Origin of the sequence: Aquipluma nitroreducens (assembly GCF_009689585.1) — a bacterium.
GTDB lineage: Bacteria > Bacteroidota > Bacteroidia > Bacteroidales > Prolixibacteraceae > Aquipluma > Aquipluma nitroreducens.
Genome location: NZ_AP018694.1, coordinates 413,310 through 432,466, shown reverse-complemented (window position 1 = coordinate 432,466; position 19,157 = coordinate 413,310). Strand labels below are relative to the sequence as shown.

The window sequence follows — 19,157 nt, the reverse complement described above, 5'->3', positions numbered from 1 at the left end:
ATTTTTTAATAATCCTAACTTTAAAAAATCAAAGAAAAATATTCGTAATTAAGTCAGCGAATCAATATTCGCTTGACCTGATTTTTTACATTTTGCAGTACCAACTCTTTGGTCCAGAGGAACCAATTATCGTTCCAGCGCTGAGGGTGGAAGGTGAACATGATCTGATCGGGCAACTGATTAACTGAACGAATAATATCTTGGGTTGAACGGAAATTGAAATTGAACGAACTATTAACTTTGTCGCGGATGCTTACTTTATTGCCATTCCATTGCCTGCCTGTATCCGTTAAATAGCCTACCTTACTAAAATCAATATCAAAATAGGGTTCGCCAATTAATCCAAGAGTTTTGTAATCATATTTCACCCAAAGTTGCTTGTTATCGTATTTTGAACGTGGACTACCATGCATACAAATGGTTTCAACATCGGTCAATTTTCTCAACTCATCCAGATGAGTTCTGAACTGATCCCATGCTTTATCAATATCACCATTTGTTGTATCCATGGTTTCATAATGATAACCTACCTCATGGCCCAAATTGGCTATTTCTTTGATTATTTGTTCATCCCAACTTTCTGGAACTGCACGAAAATAATAAGAGCCTTTAATGTTTAAATTGGCTTGTATTTGGGCAAATCTCAAAGAGTTTCGTGGCAACAAGTCTACATCATGCCGCAGGATAATGGCTCTTTTATTGATGTGTTTCAGAGACGATTCAAATGTTTGAAACAAATACGTCTGTGTTTTAAGGGTACCAATGAGGCTCTGGTATTGTTTAATAGTAAAATCCATAGCAAGAAATTATGTCTAAGTATAAATGTTTCTACTATGAATTTAATGGAAACAACAACAATGTACGCTTGAAGATATTATTTGAAATTTAATTGGTAATCTGGATCTGCTTTTAAGATTCTTTTACTCTCAGGATAATTCTCAATAAACCAGGTGAAAAATGCACTGCAATCAATCTTATCAGAAAGCATGGTCGCTCTTCTATTCTGGAATATTTTACGCCTATTCGCCATCTGCAATAATTCCTCAATTGTTGAGTATAATTTTGATACTTCACTGGTTTTAATACCAAAACCCAACTTATATACGTCCTCAAGTTCTTTAAGATAACCAATTTTGCCAACAAAATCGTTAAATCGAACAAAAGGAGTACCTAATACCCCGGCTTCTGCAGCCATGGTTTGACTATCTCCAATATAAAGACTGGCGAATGCCATAACATGATGCATATCCAAGGGGTTAATCTTAATCCGGTATTGCTCAAATTGAGGTTCAAGCTCCCTTTCAGAAGTGATATAAATATCACCATAAGGATTTAAAATATCAACCAGTTTCTGAGCTGTCTGAGTGTTAATTGCATTGACACCCAAATCATGATAGGCATTTAATTGTGCAAAACGAAGAATAAAATATGGTTTTACAGTCGAAAAATACTTTTCAACAATTGCTTTATTTGGAATAAAATGGTTAGGGTGAAGATATGTTAATTCATTATAACCAAGATAAGCAATTTTTTTAAAACTAAAAGGATTAACATTCGTAGAACTTGGCGCAAGTATATGATTAGCAAATGGGTATGTTATTATTCCTTGCATCCAAGTAATCGAAAAATCATCTTCTCCTACAAATATTGATGGAATAGAAAGAACTTTACCACAATAGGCAATTTGAGGCAAACAACCGATTAATAAGTCTACATTTTGCGATTTGACTATTTTACAAAGAGATTTTGTAGAAAAAATTACTTTGGTTATTTTTGAAAGAATATTTTCATTTACTTTCTTTTTTGCCAATACAGAATACTCTTCATTATTTAAAATCATTAGATTTTCAAGAATATCCTTTGGGGTAATCACAAAAATAACCTTATGACCATCTGTTTTCAACATATTTGCAATATTTTTAAACAAATGATAATGTGCAGGATGACCTAATGCAAAGAGAAAAGTTTTCATGAAATATTTAGTTTTTTTATTACTACAGCTGGCACTCCTGCTACAACTGTAAAATCAGGAACATCCTTTGTTACTACAGAGCCAGCGCCAACAATTGAACATTCTCCAATTGATACATTTGGCAAAATTATTGCACCAGCACCAATCCAGCAATCATTCTTTAAGATAACAGTTCCTTTGATTGGCTCAATATGTTTCATTAAATTTGACCAATTAGCGTCTGAAGATAGGATAATGGTAACACGGGGGCCTAATGCAACCCTGTCTCCTATTTTTAAATGACAAGATTTTTCGGAAATTAAGCTTGCAATAATTAAATCCTGCCCAATATAAGTCTGACTTCCAACATAAAAACCGCATAATTTCATGCCAAATATCCTCATTTTATAGTATGGAGCATATTGTGCTAAAATCTTACCAATTTTTGATTTGAATTTATAATAGAACGAGACCTGTTTGTAATTTGAAGTATTAGCGTAAGCCATTTATTTTTTTATATATAATAAATCCTAATTTTCCAAGTTTCATTAGCCTAGGTTTATGAATTGCTTCAAATCGTCCATAATTAACCAATTCCCCCCCAAATTTGAGTTTATACTCTCGCACCCCATAAGGTTCATTAGGTTTACCGGCACCACCAAAATCGAAAGTTGAATACTTGTTCTCTTTTGCCCACTGGAGAATTTTCCAAGGAAGATAATCATTTGGATACTTATCAAGATGTGTCTCTGAAGTGCCAGCATACCAATCATAAATAAGATCTTTGTAGCATAATTCGTAACGACAACTTATGATTTGATCCTGATATTTAACGGCAAATATTTTTGACATGCCATTTTCACACAAATTAGTTTTTGCATTATCAAAAAAGGATTTATCTGGACATGGCAGCTTCACTCGCTTATAGGTTTCTTTAACGAGTAGTTCGCATTGCTTTATTTCACTAGCATCAACAACTTGTTCAAATACCAATGGAATCCTTTCTGCTCTTCGGATATTTTTTCGTCTTCCCGAATGGAAATTATTAAATAACTTATTCTCATCAATTTTTAAATCTATCAAAATGTCTAAATGGTCTATATATTCATAACTATTATTTTCGAACACAGATCTTTCTGAAGCACTCCATTGCCAAAGATTTCGGAATTGTGTATAAATAGCCTTATCATGTATTTGTTCTTTATATTTTCTTAATAACAAATCAAGTACTTCTGGATTTTCCTCTTTAATAAGTGGGCCTCCCCATATTATTGAACGTGCCGAAAGCTGGCCAAATATTCCAAAGTGTTCCTTTTGTATGATCGCAAGGTTTAAACCAACTATTTCATTGCGGCTATCAAGTGCTGCACAAAATACAGTTTCATACTTAGGGGTTTTATCATATAAATCAAATATAGCTGGTGTTTGAAAAATATTACCATTCGGATGATTCATAACAAAATCACTCCATTTCTTTTTTTCAATATTTTCTGGTTCAGTTATTAAATTCATTACTTCTCAATCACTTGTTTGTATATACGAATAATCTTACTTCCTATCTTTTCTGAATTTAAGTTTAAAGAAATAATTCTGTCTCTTCCTTAGTCTTTCTATTATTCCCGGAATAATCGAGTGCAAATTTTATATTATTACTTAATTCTTCAGGTTCAAAGCTGGAAATGAAATGCCCTGACTCATTTTCAAATAAACATATGACGTCAGAAATACTAATTTAAAAGAATAATATTTGCAAATTATTTTAAATCAATATCTTCTAAGTTTTAATAATCTTTTAAAATGAAATTGGTTGATAAATTTTGCTAATGCAGGATCAACGTTACGTTCATCCTTTTTTAAGTATAATGCCAAGTAACCATTTGCAAATGAGAAAGCAACTTTTATGAATGGTTTTTTTTTGCATTTAACAATTGAGCGAATTATGGCCAAGAATAAATTACCCCCATTTAAAAAATTGGCTGCTCCACGTTCATAGTTTAACTTAACAGGATCATAATCCTTAGAGGCTGGGCGAAAATGCTTGACAGAAGAGTCTATTGTTTTAGTAGTCCACTTTTTATGCATTGCTTTCATTTCATCCAAACCATCCCAGCCAAGGACAGGTATAAGACCACCAATTTGTTCAAAGCACTCTCGTCTATACGATTTTAATGCTCCTCTTATATGGTAAGAAGCAGCGCGTATATTTATCCATTGATTTTCTTGCAATTCTTGAATAATTCCACCACAAATTCCAACTTTTGAGTCCTCTTTAAAAGCTTGTCCTATTTTCATAAAGTAGTTGGGAGGTAATTCCAAGTCGGCATCGATCTTCGAAATAAAATCTACATCATTTAAGTCGGTCTGTTCTAATCCATAGTTGAAAGCATTAATCACTTTTCCCCCTTGTGCTTTATGATTCATCGATTGATGAAAAATATAACTAATCCAAGGATAATGTTCTGCAAATTCTTGGATTATTAAACTTGAGTTGTCTGATGAGTTGTCATCTACTAATATTAATTCATTAGGACGGAGTGATTGATTTATAATTGAATGAATATAGGTATTTAAAAAAAATTCTTCATTATAAACAGGTGTTATTACTATGTGTTTCATGACTTATTGTATTTTGTGAGGTAAAATTTAAGTATTTGTATAGGTGACAAATTGTGTTTTAAGTAAGTCTCTGTGTTTTAAGTAAGTCTCTGTGATTTTAATTGATGAAACTACAGCGCTTTCCAGATATCATCGTTACGACGAGAAATGTATTTTTGTCATACTTCAATTCTTAATTTATACGCCCTAATGTTGTGATATTCGCGACATTTCTCCCAAATTGAAAAATCAATTTTTTTATTCTGAATCTCAACAACTAGTTTTGCCATAAGACTCGCTGAACATCCTTGATATTTCGTCGATGCTGTATCAATATAAGGTTTAATTTTATGACTAACATCAGGTTTGCTATTTAAAATTTCATCAAGAAGAATGTTAATTAATTCAAATGATTTTTGACAATCATAAACCAACCTTTTTTTCAAAAAGCCATAAACATCATTATAAATAACAGTTTCTTGAAAATTATAATAAATTGGTATTACATTTAAAATTGCTGCCTCTAAATGTATATTCGACTCACATGCGATAATAGCGTCGGTCGATTTTAAAAAATCGAATGATGAACAATGAACTGAATCATTCATCTCAACATTTAAATCCCCTGTTATCGTTTTCCATATTTCAATTCTCTTATCACTGGGGTGTGGTCGTAAAAAAAGTTTGATATTTGGGAATTTACTTTTAATAAAAATTATCAGTGTTTGCACTTCTGCTACACCATCTATGATTCCAGGGCATATTCCCAAATTTGTAATAATTGTAGATCTGTTTATAACCGAAAACCAGTCATCATACTTTGCATTTCCTGTTAAAAAAACAATAGTATCCGAATTTCCAATTTTACTATATTTTTCAAGGGCATCCTCACCATCAAGAAAAGCATATTCGAAATCGAGTGGTGGAAAATAAGGTGATATACTTGCATGCTGTATATAAACTGTTGGTACTTTTTTTTCGAATGCAGCCAGTCGAATTATCCTTGCTTTGAATTCATGGTCGTTCGGTATAACTAATACTTTATTTTTACATGATGAAAAGAAACTTCTTAAATATATATATAAACCGAAAGATCGCCATACATAAGCAAATCGATATTTGTAAACATTTCTCAATCCACTATTTTTTTCATTAAAGTATTGATAAAGGACAATTGGAAAATAAAGCAATGATATAAAATAAGCTCCAAAACCAAATAATTTTATATCTGCTTTATTTTTAAAACTGATTGTACCAGAATTATCAATGATATTAGATATTGGATCAATAACACTCTTATTGTTTATTGAATTCCAGTATAAGAATATCGTATATTTATTGGGATGGTTAATCTTTAAACGCATATCCTTAAGGCTTTTTATAAAACCTCCAAAAAAGACAATAATGCCTCTGATTATAGGATAATTATAATTTTTTGTGCCTGATATTTGAGATAAAAAATTCAAATCTTCATTACGCAACAAAAAAAAAATATAATTCATGCTATTCCCAATAGAGCTTTTTTTGCGCATGTTAATCTTTTAGGTTAAATTTTTTGTTGCTTGCATCATATCTTTTGATGGTGCGTAATTTGGAATCCCGTCAATTGATGGCCTGATATTTCAATTGTTTTACTTTCTTGAATTTTATTCAATTTACCTAAGAGTCTTGAAATATAAACCAATAGCCCCATCGAAATGAAGAAATAGTAGTTTTTCACTGCAGAAATGATGCCTGCTGCTTGAATATGACTTCCTCCGGTTAAGCTCCAAAAATGAAAAACGAAAATCCCAATTCCAAGAGAGATTGCTAAATATTTTAGCTTGTTATTACAGTAATGTTTAGAAATACTTTTAACTAATTTATATAAAGCAACAAAAATAGCGATAAAAGATAAAAATATTAAAAGTCCTTGCTCTAACAACAAATTAATGAATAAATTATGAGCATCAGGTGATTTAAAGGGATCAACTAAATAATTATTACCCAAACCTATTCCCAAAAGCAAATTGTTATCCATAATACTATATGCATTTGCCCATCTTACGAATCGTCCTTCTTTACTTGTGTTGTCATATACGCTTTCCATGGAAATATTAGAGGTATTCCCAGTAAACCTATGTATTATTAAATCATTGAGCCTTGGAACTAAAATCATTATTAAGATAAAGAGAATTAGTGCAATTACTATCTTTTTAATTGAAAGAGATTTATTTATTAAAATGGATATTAAGAAATAGGTAATGAATAATGTAGCGTATCCCCATCTTGACAATGATATTATTACCCATATTATAGAGATAATTCCAAAAAGTGATAAAATCACATTAGCTGATTTTAGTTTTGGAAGATATTGATTTTTAACAAATATTATAGGTAATAGAAAACAGATAGAACCAATGACAGAATTAGAACCATAAATATTCTTTCCTGATCTAACTTCTAATAAATCTGATGAAAAACCATATCTAAATGCGAATAAATAGGCGATTATTAGAAATAAGATATTTGATATCCAAAAAGATCTGATTAATAAATTTAAATTAAAAAAATTGGCTGATGTTCGATAAACAATTATAAGATATAAAAACAACGGGCCTATCATTCCAAAGGCAAATAAACTTAAACTTCTTGAAACATCCTTCGAAAACAGACAAGAAACAAATGACAAGGAAACATAAAGAACAAGAATTTTTGATAACCAACTTATTCTCTTTTCAAAAATACTTTCTGTTTTAAAAGGTTTTCTGCTAAAAAATATAATTACTAATATTATTACTAATAAATATTCTATTAGTAAAGTTGTAAAATTTAAGTCATATCTATTGACTCTTTGATGAGTAAGATATCTGTTATAAAGAGGAATAAATGAAATGCATACGATTATTATACCTGTAACATTAGAAATGAATGAATTTTTATTTTGATTAAAATACATATTTATTCTATTATTAACTTAATTTCCAAATTCTTAGATCGGTACTTCGTTGTTTTGTGCATTGACTTTTTTGATATTTTCCACAATAATTCCTAGGTTTAGGATTATTTCTGCTAATCATATATTGGCACTTGAGATAATATTCCTTCGAATTATTTTAATGAAATCGATTTTCTTCTTTTAACCGATAATAGTGTTCTTTGTCTCTATATTTGAATACTTTAGCTGGATGTCCACCTGCAATAGCAAGAGATGGAATGTTGCTCACGACTATACTCCCAGCTTGTATAATAGATCCTTCACCAAGAGTTATTCCAGGCAATAGTGTTACATTTAAACCTAGCCATACATTATCTTCAATTATAACATCTTTTATAATGTAAGTATCATCATAAGGAATTTTTGCTCCATGGTCGTAATTATGATAATGTGACATGATTATACATCCTTTACCAGAGTGAAAATTATCACCAATAACCACTTTCCCCTTACCTGTTATTAACATTCCTTGAAAATTAACATTATTCCCTAAATAAGTATTAGTTGTAACAGAGGAACGATTAATAACAAGTATTTTTCCTGAACATTTTGCTGCCTTGTATCTAACTATTGCTGTAAAATAATATTGTTTAATCTTCGAAAGATATCCTTTTATTATTTTATAGAAATGAAATATAACCATGGTAATTTAAATTTTTTATTACTAATATATAAAATAACAATATATGTTAAAAATTGTATAATTACAGCAGAATAAGCTGCACCTATAATACCATGGGAAGAAATTAATCGATTTGCGATGAAGATATTTAATAAACCACTGGAAATGGTAGTCGCAGCAATCAAATATGTTTTCTTAGTAAAAGAAATGAAATCCACATGTATCTTATACAAACCATTTATTGTTGCTGATAATATTACTGGGAAAACAAAAGCTCGTGTATCAAGATACTTTTCTCCAAATATGAGCCCAACGCCATAATATCCAACAATAAACATTATAAATGTTAATATAAGATAGAATCCATAATAGCCATAAATCAATTTAACTAATTGAACAGAAGTCTTTTCATTAAATATTTTTAACTTTTCATATAAAAAGGGAACATATGCCTTAGAAATCGCATCGCCAATAACAGTAATAATGACACCAAAAGTTGCACCAACACCATAACTTCCAGTTGCTGCAACCCCAATTATAGAATTTAGTAATACTCTATTTAGTGCATTGCTCAGCCAGGCGCCTATCCTATGAATACTAATAGGTACACCAAACTTAATCATGTCTTTAATAGAATCAATTTCGACGCACTTCTGGATATAACCCTCTTTAATAAAAGAAATAATACCATATATCGAGAATATAATTTGCCCAATAAAATGTCCTAATATTATACCTTCCCAACCATATCCGAAATAGAAAACAAAAATCAACCCTATAATATTTTTACTAAATGTCAAAGGAACTGAATAATAACCGTATTGAAGAGGTTGCCGACTTACCCTCCATAAGTTTTTCCTGAGTTCTGAAAAGAATTGCAACAACACAATAACCATGGTTAACTGAATCCAAATTGTTGGCAAACCAAATAGTTTAGATAGTGATTCAGAAAAAGTAATACCTGTAATAAGTCCAATTAAATAAATCGCAAGTGAAAAATAAATACCAGTTGAAAAATACTTTGGGAATGATTCTTTACTTTGCTTATAAAAATTTACAAGGATTGCACTATCAATAGAAAGCGTAAGTATTGGAATAAGGATGTTAAATAAGGTCTGATATAATGTATAATATCCCATTCCATCTTTTGATATAACCCTTGTTAATATAGGCATTATAAGAAAAGGCATACTTTTTTCCAATATATTGATAATGGTATAAGTAAAAGTTTGCTTAAATAATTTTGTCTTTGTTATATTGTCTAAGAACATTCGTTTTTTCTATTTAATCTCTTTTGGGTTAATTCCCCATCCGCTTGCGGCGTATCTTGCTTTTTGTGGTTGATACTCCGTCCACTTGCGGCGGAGTAGTTCATTTATATATACTTAAATCATTTTTTTGTATATCCCTGCTTTAATCTCTTTAATCCGTACTAAGTTTTCTTTGAAGTAGATATCAATCTTTCCCAATTGTTCTTCTGATAAACTTGCCTGTATTCTATGTCCATGAATTTTTAAATATTCAGGATTTAAGTCAAGTAAATCCAATACACTGTATAATGAAGGAATTTCGTTTTTACCAAAATGTTTAAATACCGCATTTAAAAACTGGTAATCTTCAAAATAATCATTTGTAATTCGTAGGTCTAGCCTATTATAGAAAGAAGGGACTTCTTCGCGTATTATATCGAAAAGCTCGGGTCTGTTGATTAAAGGCCCCCAAATTTCAGTATCAACCTCTTTTTTCACTGCACATACTACTTCAAGCGCTTTCACTTTTATTCCATATACAGCACAACCAATTGGTAATCCTGCAAATTGAATAAAATCTGCATGAGTCTTCTTAATCAGATCAATAGTTTGATTTGCATATTCAACAGAAAATATAGGATTTTCTCCTGTAATAGATATAATGTAATCTACACTAAAGAATTTAGCAGCATCAAGAAGTCTTTGCAGAACGTCTTCTTCGCTTCCTAAATAGTAGTGGATATCATTTTTCAGAGCAATATCCGTTAATGGCTTATCCTGCCTATTTACCGATGTACACAAAACAATCTGATCTACATCAGTAATCTGTTTAGCTCGGTCAATGACCCGTTCAATAATTGTTCTTCCATTAAGATCGAGGAGAAGTTTTAACGGTAACCTGCTCGATTTTAGTCGGGCTGTTATAAATAATCCTATTTTCATATTCTAACTGTTATTGGAAATCTGAGCTTGATAAACAATGTCCTCTTAAAAAGTCTTTGACAAATTTTTTGCCTATATAGTTTTTAAGTTCAAGTTGATTCATATCAGTCACTTGCCCTGTTCTTTTAAAACTGATTTCGGTAATTACTAATTCTTCATCTTTTACAACGTCATGTATAAGTATTGCTGCTTTTTTGTTTGGGCCAAAAACAGAATATGCAATCTCTCCTTCGTTAAGTTCAAGTAATCCATTTCCAAAACTGGTTTCCCATATCTTGAGTTTCTTGGTCAATTCATTGAAGTTCTTTATTGATATTGCAGCCTGCCAATCAGTTCGTCCTTTCCCCGTATGTGTGCTTACATGTTTTTCAACGAAATCCATTCCAAGAGCAGCGCCAAATAAGGTGATCAGGATATTGTTTTCATTATCCCATGCGGTATGGTCAGCGTATCCGTGCTTAAATTTTGGATAAAGTTGCATGATCTTCTTTGTTTTCCCAAAATTAATATCAGCATAATTTGTAGGATAATTCTGAAATCCATGCATCAGCACAATATTCCCAGACTCTAATATTTTTATGGCATTTTCAATTTCATATAATGTTGAACCACCTACTCCTAAGACCACGTCTGTTTGTTGAGTAATTTTACTTTTAAGGTAATTCAATAAGTTGTAATCATTTAAACAGACTGAATGAATTTCTACTAACTCTGGATTAAAATGCATTCCAAATTCTATAGCCTTCATGTCATTGAACAATAGCATTGGTTTTTTACCATTTTCAATTGTATAATTCAAAATTTCTGTCCATTGTGAGGTTGTGAACATACGCTCCACAACCCATTCGTATGCAGGATGATCCGTATAAATATACTCATCGGCATCCAATGAAATATGGAATTTAATATAATCGGCTTTAGTTTTAGAAACCAATTCTTTGATTAATGCTCTAAAAAAAACAAAATCACCATCATGGTGCCAGGCTGTTTCTGCTATTATTTTAATTGACATTTTATTTAGATTTTTATTTTGAATACGATTTTTTTTACTTTTTCAGGTTTGTTTGCAATTATTCCCGGATGATGGTATTCATTAGGATAAAATACCATAAAAGAATTTTTTGTAAAATTCAAAAAAAAAGGATATGCTTTTACCAATTCATAATCAGCTTCATTGTCATATTGTTTATGCATACTTATATAAGAATCTGCCAATGCTACTTTTTCTGAGCCTGCCAAAATTATTTGAAAGTCGATATACTTCAGGTGATTTTCTAAAATATCAATATCATTAGTATTCGTTTCATATTCATTAACTAAGACAAATAAAGTATCAGAAATTTCATGTTTCCCAAATCCCAATGAGTTAATATCATTTTGTAGTAGATAATTATATAGCTCAGGGAAAAGAGCTTTATATCGATATAGTGTTTTTAATTGGTCTGTTATCATTTATATTGTTTATATGTTTTATAATTTCCTTTGCATTTAAATAATCTTGATGCTGGCCAATATCGATCCAATAGCCTACAATAGGGTTATGTATTAGGGAATGGCCATCCGTAATTAATTGTTCCATTAAATCAGTAATGTTAAAATAAGTATTGAGAGGAATTTTATCAATAATCCGTCTATTCAAAATATAAATTCCAGCATTGGCATAGTTTGTAAAGATTGGTTTTTCTTTTAATGCTGTAATTTTATTTTGGTCAACAGTGAATATACCATAAGGTACTTTTGTTGTGTATGGGATAGTAGCAACACCCATTAAGGCATTGTTTTCAAGTACATTTAAATATAGGTCTTCAAAATCTGCATCAGTAAATAGGTCGCTGTTCATTAGCAGGATGTAGTCTGTATTAAATTTATTAACTAAAGAAAGAGCTCCAGCTGTTCCTAATGACTGATCTTCCCAAATATATTCGATTGTAATCCCTTTAGATGATCCATCACCAAAATAGTCAACAATTTGTTGTCCCAGGTATTTCACTGAAATGTATATTTTTTCAATACCAAAACTAATTAAACGGTCAATGTTGTATTCAATAATTGGTTTTCCACCTAATAATAACATAGGTTTAGGTGTCAAATCAGTAAGTGGTCGTAAACGTTCACCCCGGCCACCTGCCATGATCATACATTCAAGCGGCAAAATGCTTCTTCTTTTTTTTAGATCGTAAACTTTGGTGATTCTTTTATTTTCATCCAGGACAGGAAGCAATTTGATACCCCGATCGCGAATTAGTTTAAAATCGGTAACATTAAAACCATTGTACACCTTTTGAAAATTGAGGGACATGAATCGCTCTACTTTGTCGTTCAATGTTAAACCGGATATAAAACCACGGCGGATGTCGCCATCGGTAAGCGTTCCTACAAGGCGATGTTGTTCGTCAATGGCAAAAAGTGTCAATGTCGATGGTACATCGTTGAGTCTTTTCATAGCCTCGATAACACCTGCCGAATGATCTATCAGGTTTTTTGCAAATTCTTTCATTTTTTTTTACTGGAGATTCAATCGATATTTTTAAGGAAAAAACAGATTGTCTGGGCGGCGTTTCCTTTATAATAAATGTTTTCCCCAAGATAATCTGGATTATTTTCAATTTCTGCTACAGATTGTACAATCATAGTTTTATTGAAAGGCATATTATAAATGTTTTGACTTTGTTTTCGCCCTTCCTGTCGATTACCGAGGTTAATGACATATTTTCCGAATGATGCTGCTTCAATAATTCCGCTGGATGTATTTCCTAAAAGGAATGAACAATACTTCACGGCCGTGAAATAGCCCTGTGACCCTAAATTTTCAAAACAGAATATCCCGTTAACTGATTCCGCAGGTAATTGAAGTAATTTTTTTCGGATAAGAGTGCCATTGGTATCTGCATTCGGGAGGGTAATGATAACCTGATATTTTTCCAATTCCAATAAGGTGGCAGCCAATTCTTCAACGTTTTTCTGGTTCTTTTCCGGAGTTACAGTTTCCGGATGAACTGTAACTAAAATGGTTGGCTGATTCAGGTTAACGCCAAATTTGATATTGAAATCTTCTATTGATAGCAGAGGTAATGTTTTTAATTTATCGAGGCTTAAGGCTCCAATGTCAAAAATGTTATCTTTTGATTCGATTAATTCGGCTACTCGTTCTCCATGCTCTTTACAGGAGACAAAATGGTATTTACTTGCTAGGGTAATGGCATGACGGAAAATATTATCGATGGCTCCTAAAGTTTTCTCCCCTCCGTGAAGATGAGCAAATGGTATATTGAAAGGAATCCCTGATGTTACCGCAGCAAACATTTCGTAACGGTCTCCAAGGCAGAAAACCAGGTCAAAGTCTGTTTTGTGTTCTTTCCAAAAGTCGGCAAATTTCAAGGAAGTCAGAGCCATTGCAGTTGAAATAGCATTGGGAGAATCACCTGTAAGCATGGATTCGATTTGAAAAGAAACTTCAAACCCATCATTTAATATTTGGTTAATTGTATAGCCATGAAAAGGAGAAAGATGCGTTCCGAACACAATAATTTGCAATTCGAAAAATGGATCATCTTCCAGCGCTTTCAAAAGCGGAAGATAGATTCCGTAATCTGCTCGGGAACTGGTTAAAATGGCTATTCGTTTCATTGGGTGTTTTGGGTTAATAAATCTCAATCAGATCATCGGGTTTAAAATCTCTTATGGCTTTTTGACCTATAACATCATCCCACAGCATTGGGTTAATACCGTTCCCCGATCTTTTTACGGTCAGGTTTTCTTCTGTGAATAATTCACCTTTTCTGATTGGTTTTGCTGCCACAATATATTTACGTGCTACAACGATATTTTTTTGTTCGCTTGGGCTTGGTGTTTTTATGCCAGATCCGGAAATAGCTTTTTCAATGTTACGAATTGCCCGTACCATTGCATTTAGTTCATCGGGTTCTAAAGAGGCTTTATGATCAGGTCCCGGCAAGTTGCGGTTCAATGTAAAATGTTTTTCAATAACAGTTGCACCCAAAGCAACGGCAGCTATTGGAACTTCGATTCCTTGCGTATGATCAGAATAACCAATTTTTACTTTAAGTAGATTTCCAATAGAATTCATTGCCTTTAAGTTCACATCCTCCATTGGAGTTGGGTACTCGGTGTTGCAATGCAATATCGTAATGTTTTGTTTGGGAACTCCATTTTCAGTTAGCACTTCCAATGCAGCTTTGATCTCATTGATGTTAGCCATACCTGTTGAAAGTATAACAGGTTTCGATTTTTGTGCTATATGGCGCAAATAGGGTTTATTCGTGATTTCGCCAGAAGGAATTTTAAAAAATGGTGAGCCCAATTGATCTAGGAAATCAATGCTTTCGTGGTCAAAACCAGTAGATAAAAATTGGATGCCGCATTCATCGGCATACCGGATCAATTTAATATGCCATTCTTCCGGCATTTCCAATTGTTTCAGCATGGCGTATTGAGAATCGTCGCCATCGTTGATATTTTGTTGCTGATAGTCAGCTTTTTTTGCAGTTTTGTTAACGATTTTGTCAGCTTTAAAAGTCTGGAACTTGACAAAGTCAGCACCTGCTTCAGCCGCAACTGAAATAAGCTTTTTTGCAAGTTCAAAATCACCGTTGTGATTAACACCTGCTTCTGCTATAATTAGCGTATGCATATTATCTAATCTTTCGTAAGGGGTGACCGATATAAATTCCAGGCGAATCAATGCTTCTTAACACCTGGGAGCCTGCAGCAATCACTGTGTTGGACGCAACATTCGTATTGTTTGCTATTACAGTATTGCTGCCTATAAAGCTGCGATCACCAATGTTAACTTGCCCGTTAACATTGGCTGCAGTTGAAATATGACAGAAGTTACCAATTTTAGCCTCATGTTCGATTAATGATTTGGAGTTAATTATGCATCCTTTCCCTACAGATGCTCCTGCATTAATTAGCGCGTGGTGCATGACAATGGTTCCTTCATCAATTGATGCATATTTGCTAACATGGGCAATCGGACTGATAATTAAAGGCAAATTACCGCCGGCTTTTTTTACCTGTTGGAATAATTTTTCACGTAAAGTAGAAGATTTTATCTGTCCAACAGTAATCAGGAAATCAGTACAATCCGGCAAGAAACGCTCTAATTCGTTGTTTGTCCCAATTACTGAGTAGTTTAAAACTTTTTCTCCTAATTTTTCTGGTAAATCAAGAATTCCTATAATCTGATACAACCCGGTTTGCTCGATAACATCGATACAGGAGATACAATGTCCGCCGCCGCCAATGAGGATAATAGGTTTCATAAATTAACGATTACGCTACTTGGAATGTTGACAACTCTGTCTGCCAGCCATTCTGAATTTGTCAGGGAGTCGCATTGACAATCTTTGTACATCTCTAAGCGATTCATCAGTTGCCAAACAGGGCGGACCATTACATTACGGTTATTCATATGTTCAAGAAAGCTTGTTTGTTCTTTTTTGTCATTCAAAACAAGTGTATTTAACCAATAGTTTGATAAGCAGTTTTTAGGTTCGGTTACGAATTCAATTCCCAGATGTTTGAAAAAGGAAGAATAGGTTTCCGATAACTTTCGTTTTTGTAAAAGGAATTCTGGCAATTGTTCCATTTGTGCACACCCCAAAGCAGCAGCCAGATTGGTTAATCGGTAATTATAGGCAATTCTATCATGCACAAATTCCCAACGGTGCGGAACTTTTGCTGTCGTTGTGATGTGTTTGGCGAGTTTCCCCAATTCATCGTCATTAGTTAAAACCATTCCACCTCCGCCGGTTGTAATGGTCTTGTTTCCATTAAAGCTCAAGGTGCCGAACTTTCCAAAGGTGCCGGTATGTTGTCCTTTGAAGTAAGAGCCAAGAGATTCAGCTGCATCTTCAATTACATCAATGTTATATCTGTTGCAAATAGCGATAATTTCATCGATGCGGCATGGGTGTCCAAATGTGTGCATTGGGACACAGGCCTTAATCCTTTTGCCCGTTTTCTTATTTATGCAAAAGCCTCTTACGGCCTCAGTATTTTCTAATAAAAAAATCTCAAGTAATTTGGGAGATAAACCCATGGTATCTTTGTCAACATCTATAAAGATGGGCTTTGCACCTGTATAGGCAACCGCATTGGCAGTGGCAATAAAGGTCAAAGCTTGTGTGATTACTTCATCTTCGGGTTTTACATCGCTTAACAGCAAAGCAATATGCAATGCAGCTGTTCCGTTTACCGCAGCTATGGCGTGTTTTGCACCCGTGAATTCAGCAATCATTTCTTCAAATCGGGTAACATATTTGCCTACACTTGAAACAAAAGTTGTGTCAATACATTCATTGACATATTTTTTTTCGTTGCCTTTAAACCGTGGTTCATGCAATGCGATAAGGCCTTCCGGAGTATTGTACTTTTCTCGGATAAACCTGATTATTTCGTTGAATTTGGATTCCATTTTAAACGTTATAGAGCGTTGCTTTATATTTCTTTAAGTTTTCAGGATTGGCAAACCAATTACAGGTTTTCGTTAATCCTTGCTCAATGTCATAATCAGGAATAAAACCAGTTAATTCTTTTATCAACGTATTGTCACCCCATAATCGAAAAACTTCAGATTTTTCAGGTCTTAAACGTTGTTCCTCAGTAATAAATTTCACATCCGACTTCATTATTATTTTGATCAAATCAAGCGTGTCTTTCATTGATATTTCAAAATTAGAAGCGATATTGATTTCTTTCCCAATTGTTGAATCATTTTCTGCAAGTGCGATAAATCCTTTGCAGGTATCCTTTACGTAGTTAAAGTCGCGGGTGGGAGTGAGATCACCTAATTTAATTTCTTTAATACCATTGGCTATTTGAGAAATTATGGTTGGGATGATTGCTCTTCCCGATTGTCTTGGTCCATAAGTATTGAAAGGACGTGCAATAGTAACCGGTAAATTAAATGCATTAAAAAAGCTTAAAGCCATTGCATCAGCACCAATTTTGGATGCCGAATATGGAGACTGTGGTTGTTTGGGATGTTTTTCATCAATAGGAACATATTGTGCAGTTCCATAAACTTCAGAAGTGGAGGTATGAATTACTCGAGTATTACCGTTTTCTTTGGCTGCCTGGCAAATATTTAAAGTTCCCTTTACATTGGTGTCCACATAACTATCAGGAGCAACGTAAGAAAAAGGAATAGCGATCAAGGCGGCCAAATGAAAAACAATATCCATATTTTTCATAATTAGCTTCATGTAGTATGGATCGCGTATATCTCCACAAACGATTTCTAGATTTGGATTAGCTGGAAGATCTTCCAGCCAGCCCCAATTATTAAAAGAATTATAATTAGATAACGCTCTTACCAGATATCCGTTTTCGAGCAGTAATTCAGTAAGATGTGAACCGATAAATCCATCGGCTCCTGTTACAAGTACTTTTTTCATTAACTAAAAATATTAATTATGGATATTAATGATTAGGGAATAAGGTGATCTCTAAAAAGGGTTATTGTGGTTTATTTAGTAATTCTATGCCATAAATTACTTAACCTGAATTTGAATCATAAATCCGTTCAATGATGTCCACCACTTTTAAGCCTTCCAGCGCATTGGTGGTAATGGACGCCCGTTGTTTAAGCACATCAATCGCATTTCAATGACAAAATTGTGATTTTTGGCCGAACGCCAACGGTACGGATAGGTTATCGGTGCCTTTCAGCCTGCGATTTATAATCCCTTCATTTAGTGCTTCATTTAATTTACGATATACTGCCCCGGCTAAAAGCAGGTTTTACTTTTTTCTCAAACTTGAAACCCTTTTCAGCGGAGCTACCCGGAACTTCAACGGGGTCACTCAGGCATTTAGCGGAACCGATCAGGCTTTCAACGGAACCACTCAGGTCTTTAGCGGAACTGGTCAGACCTTCAGCGGAATCACTCAGGAGTTCAGCGGAACCAATTTGGCCTTTAGCAGAGCTACTTTGGCGTTTAGCGGAAAAATACCGGAAAACCGGTGCGCCTGCCTGTTCGGCAGACAGGCGAACACCAGCTTTTCTCGGCTTGCTGTTCTTTTTTCGTATCCGTATTAAGCCGTTAACGGTGAGGCTGCCAGGCTTCGTCAGAGCAATTGGGCTAAACTAGGTAACAGTTTCGCCGATTGGTGTGTTCTGTCCGCTTTCCAGGGTTTCCTTTTTAATCGCCTGGTTGCCGACTTCTTTTTTCAAGCTTGAAAAAGTGTAATCCGGCACTTTCACCGGCATACTGTCCTTGTACAAAGCTTTTCCGGTTTTGCAAATTCGCTTGATGATGGCATACAAGTCGTTCAGAAGGCCAATATTCCCTTCAACCAGTTGCGTGCGATTGCTGAGAATATCATGCTGCGCGTTGTTGTCCTGATCAATCAGGTTCACCGATCCGACGAATAGGTCGGCTTGCTGGGCCGTGAAGCCCTGGGCCGTCAGAACGTCGGTGTAGCGGGCAATGTTCCGGTTGACCACCCGCAGTTGTTTCAGTACGTTTTCCGCGTCGCGCGAATTGTCCGCCTAGCGCAGCCCACTGATGCCAAAGTCGGCCACCGAAACAGGGAGCAGCCCTTCAGCCATGTCGAGGTAGTTTTCCAGCCAGTTAAGCGGTTGCTGCAGCTTTTTCATGTTGGCATACAACCGTTCGGTAATGCTTTTCAGTTTGCCCTCTCCTCGACTGGTGTAACCAGTTCGCTTACCTCCGCGTTCAGGGTTCAAAATTACTGACATAGGCGGCATCGAACTTGGGTGAGTACGCTGTAAAATCAGCCAAGTCTTTTTTCATGCTACTGAGAACAAACCCGTCAATAACGGGCAGTTCC

General features: G+C 34.0%; 21 protein-coding genes. 1 reads left to right on the top strand and 20 read right to left on the bottom strand.

Going from position 1 to position 19,157, the window contains the following annotated elements; genetic code table 11:
- Positions 1-53: 53 nt before the first annotated feature.
- From AQPE_RS01770 to AQPE_RS01685, 18 genes are all read right to left on the bottom strand, one after another.
- The gene (locus AQPE_RS01770) at positions 54-797 is read right to left on the bottom strand and encodes a polysaccharide deacetylase family protein (RefSeq protein ID WP_318349325.1); all 744 of its coding nucleotides are present in this window, start codon (positions 795-797) and stop codon (positions 54-56) included.
- A gap of 77 nt (positions 798-874) precedes the next feature.
- Positions 875-1,972, bottom strand: a complete 1,098-nt coding sequence (locus AQPE_RS01765) for a DUF354 domain-containing protein (RefSeq protein WP_318349324.1) — start codon at positions 1,970-1,972, stop codon at positions 875-877.
- Positions 1,969-2,457 carry an acyltransferase gene (locus AQPE_RS01760; protein WP_318349323.1) on the bottom strand — a complete coding sequence of 163 codons (489 nt, stop codon included), beginning with the start codon at positions 2,455-2,457 and terminating at the stop codon, positions 1,969-1,971. The genes AQPE_RS01765 and AQPE_RS01760 overlap by 4 nt, the downstream gene beginning before the upstream one ends.
- Positions 2,444-3,463 (bottom strand): lipid II:glycine glycyltransferase FemX, encoded by a 1,020-nt coding sequence (locus tag AQPE_RS01755; protein ID WP_318349322.1) that lies wholly within the window; start codon positions 3,461-3,463, stop codon positions 2,444-2,446. The genes AQPE_RS01760 and AQPE_RS01755 overlap by 14 nt, the downstream gene beginning before the upstream one ends.
- Before the next feature lie 252 nt (positions 3,464-3,715).
- Positions 3,716-4,567, bottom strand: a complete 852-nt coding sequence (locus tag AQPE_RS01750) for a glycosyltransferase family 2 protein (protein ID WP_318349321.1) — start codon at positions 4,565-4,567, stop codon at positions 3,716-3,718.
- Between the two features lie 158 nt (positions 4,568-4,725).
- Positions 4,726-6,078: a glycosyltransferase family protein gene (locus AQPE_RS01745; RefSeq protein ID WP_318349320.1), complete on the bottom strand. Its 1,353-nt coding sequence runs from the start codon at positions 6,076-6,078 to the stop codon at positions 4,726-4,728.
- Between the two features lie 35 nt (positions 6,079-6,113).
- Positions 6,114-7,484, bottom strand: a complete 1,371-nt coding sequence (locus AQPE_RS01740; RefSeq protein WP_318349319.1) for an O-antigen ligase family protein — start codon at positions 7,482-7,484, stop codon at positions 6,114-6,116.
- Positions 7,485-7,641: 157 nt separating this feature from the next.
- Positions 7,642-8,166, bottom strand: coding sequence for an acyltransferase (locus AQPE_RS01735; protein WP_318349318.1), 525 nt, complete (start codon positions 8,164-8,166; stop codon positions 7,642-7,644).
- Positions 8,139-9,416: a lipopolysaccharide biosynthesis protein gene (locus AQPE_RS01730; RefSeq protein WP_318349317.1), complete on the bottom strand. Its 1,278-nt coding sequence runs from the start codon at positions 9,414-9,416 to the stop codon at positions 8,139-8,141. Before AQPE_RS01730 ends, AQPE_RS01735 begins: the two co-directional genes overlap by 28 nt.
- A 114-nt stretch (positions 9,417-9,530) precedes the next feature.
- A complete protein-coding gene (locus tag AQPE_RS01725) occupies positions 9,531-10,337 on the bottom strand; it encodes a cytidylyltransferase domain-containing protein (protein ID WP_318349316.1) in 807 nt (268 codons plus the stop codon).
- A gap of 10 nt (positions 10,338-10,347) precedes the next feature.
- Entirely contained in the window at positions 10,348-11,349 is a 1,002-nt protein-coding gene (locus tag AQPE_RS01720; protein ID WP_318349315.1) for an N-acetylneuraminate synthase family protein, read from the bottom strand.
- Between the two features lie 5 nt (positions 11,350-11,354).
- Positions 11,355-11,789, bottom strand: a complete 435-nt coding sequence (locus AQPE_RS01715) for a YhcH/YjgK/YiaL family protein (RefSeq protein WP_318349314.1) — start codon at positions 11,787-11,789, stop codon at positions 11,355-11,357.
- A complete protein-coding gene (locus AQPE_RS01710) occupies positions 11,752-12,834 on the bottom strand; it encodes a nucleotidyltransferase family protein (RefSeq protein WP_318349313.1) in 1,083 nt (360 codons plus the stop codon). Before AQPE_RS01710 ends, AQPE_RS01715 begins: the two co-directional genes overlap by 38 nt.
- 17 nt (positions 12,835-12,851) lie before the next feature.
- Positions 12,852-13,964 carry a UDP-N-acetylglucosamine 2-epimerase gene (gene neuC, locus AQPE_RS01705; RefSeq protein ID WP_318349312.1) on the bottom strand — a complete coding sequence of 371 codons (1,113 nt, stop codon included), beginning with the start codon at positions 13,962-13,964 and terminating at the stop codon, positions 12,852-12,854.
- A gap of 13 nt (positions 13,965-13,977) precedes the next feature.
- Positions 13,978-14,988 carry an N-acetylneuraminate synthase gene (neuB, locus tag AQPE_RS01700; protein WP_318349311.1) on the bottom strand — a complete coding sequence of 337 codons (1,011 nt, stop codon included), beginning with the start codon at positions 14,986-14,988 and terminating at the stop codon, positions 13,978-13,980.
- 1 nt (position 14,989) lies between these two features.
- Positions 14,990-15,622 (bottom strand): acetyltransferase, encoded by a 633-nt coding sequence (locus tag AQPE_RS01695; RefSeq protein WP_318349310.1) that lies wholly within the window; start codon positions 15,620-15,622, stop codon positions 14,990-14,992.
- Positions 15,619-16,776, bottom strand: coding sequence for a LegC family aminotransferase (locus AQPE_RS01690; RefSeq protein WP_318349309.1), 1,158 nt, complete (start codon positions 16,774-16,776; stop codon positions 15,619-15,621). Before AQPE_RS01690 ends, AQPE_RS01695 begins: the two co-directional genes overlap by 4 nt.
- Position 16,777: 1 nt before the next feature.
- Complete coding sequence (locus AQPE_RS01685) at positions 16,778-17,758, bottom strand: NAD-dependent 4,6-dehydratase LegB (protein ID WP_318349308.1); 981 nt, start codon at positions 17,756-17,758, stop codon at positions 16,778-16,780.
- Positions 17,759-18,021: 263 nt separating this feature from the next.
- On the opposite strand from AQPE_RS01685, the gene AQPE_RS01680 reads away from it, so the two are divergent.
- Positions 18,022-18,402, top strand: coding sequence for a hypothetical protein (locus AQPE_RS01680; protein WP_318349307.1), 381 nt, complete (start codon positions 18,022-18,024; stop codon positions 18,400-18,402).
- Between the two features lie 48 nt (positions 18,403-18,450).
- Here the strand turns inward: AQPE_RS01680 and AQPE_RS01675 are convergent, their stop codons facing one another.
- Entirely contained in the window at positions 18,451-18,810 is a 360-nt protein-coding gene (locus AQPE_RS01675; RefSeq protein ID WP_318349306.1) for a hypothetical protein, read from the bottom strand.
- Positions 18,811-18,855: 45 nt separating this feature from the next.
- Entirely contained in the window at positions 18,856-19,065 is a 210-nt protein-coding gene (locus tag AQPE_RS01670) for a hypothetical protein (RefSeq protein WP_318349305.1), read from the bottom strand.
- Positions 19,066-19,157: the final 92 nt, after the last annotated feature.

Bases quoted from the DNA above. Each gene is read 5' to 3' on its own strand.
- AQPE_RS01690 (WP_318349309.1), bottom strand. From the start codon at position 16,776: ATGGAATCCAAATTCAACGAAATAATCAGGTTTATCCGAGAAAAGTAC.
- AQPE_RS01720 (WP_318349315.1), bottom strand. From the start codon at position 11,349: ATGTCAATTAAAATAATAGCAGAAACAGCCTGGCACCATGATGGTGAT.
- AQPE_RS01685 (WP_318349308.1), bottom strand. From the start codon at position 17,758: ATGAAAAAAGTACTTGTAACAGGAGCCGATGGATTTATCGGTTCACAT.
- neuC (WP_318349312.1), bottom strand. From the start codon at position 13,964: ATGAAACGAATAGCCATTTTAACCAGTTCCCGAGCAGATTACGGAATC.
- AQPE_RS01760 (WP_318349323.1), bottom strand. From the start codon at position 2,457: ATGGCTTACGCTAATACTTCAAATTACAAACAGGTCTCGTTCTATTAT.
- AQPE_RS01725 (WP_318349316.1), bottom strand. From the start codon at position 10,337: ATGAAAATAGGATTATTTATAACAGCCCGACTAAAATCGAGCAGGTTA.
- AQPE_RS01715 (WP_318349314.1), bottom strand. From the start codon at position 11,789: ATGATAACAGACCAATTAAAAACACTATATCGATATAAAGCTCTTTTC.
- AQPE_RS01740 (WP_318349319.1), bottom strand. From the start codon at position 7,484: ATGTATTTTAATCAAAATAAAAATTCATTCATTTCTAATGTTACAGGT.
- AQPE_RS01765 (WP_318349324.1), bottom strand. From the start codon at position 1,972: ATGAAAACTTTTCTCTTTGCATTAGGTCATCCTGCACATTATCATTTG.
- neuB (WP_318349311.1), bottom strand. From the start codon at position 14,988: ATGCATACGCTAATTATAGCAGAAGCAGGTGTTAATCACAACGGTGAT.
- AQPE_RS01770 (WP_318349325.1), bottom strand. From the start codon at position 797: ATGGATTTTACTATTAAACAATACCAGAGCCTCATTGGTACCCTTAAA.
- AQPE_RS01670 (WP_318349305.1), bottom strand. From the start codon at position 19,065: ATGTCAGTAATTTTGAACCCTGAACGCGGAGGTAAGCGAACTGGTTAC.
- AQPE_RS01735 (WP_318349318.1), bottom strand. From the start codon at position 8,166: ATGGTTATATTTCATTTCTATAAAATAATAAAAGGATATCTTTCGAAG.
- AQPE_RS01745 (WP_318349320.1), bottom strand. From the start codon at position 6,078: ATGCGCAAAAAAAGCTCTATTGGGAATAGCATGAATTATATTTTTTTT.
- AQPE_RS01710 (WP_318349313.1), bottom strand. From the start codon at position 12,834: ATGAAAGAATTTGCAAAAAACCTGATAGATCATTCGGCAGGTGTTATC.
- AQPE_RS01730 (WP_318349317.1), bottom strand. From the start codon at position 9,416: ATGTTCTTAGACAATATAACAAAGACAAAATTATTTAAGCAAACTTTT.
- AQPE_RS01755 (WP_318349322.1), bottom strand. From the start codon at position 3,463: ATGAATTTAATAACTGAACCAGAAAATATTGAAAAAAAGAAATGGAGT.
- AQPE_RS01750 (WP_318349321.1), bottom strand. From the start codon at position 4,567: ATGAAACACATAGTAATAACACCTGTTTATAATGAAGAATTTTTTTTA.
- AQPE_RS01695 (WP_318349310.1), bottom strand. From the start codon at position 15,622: ATGAAACCTATTATCCTCATTGGCGGCGGCGGACATTGTATCTCCTGT.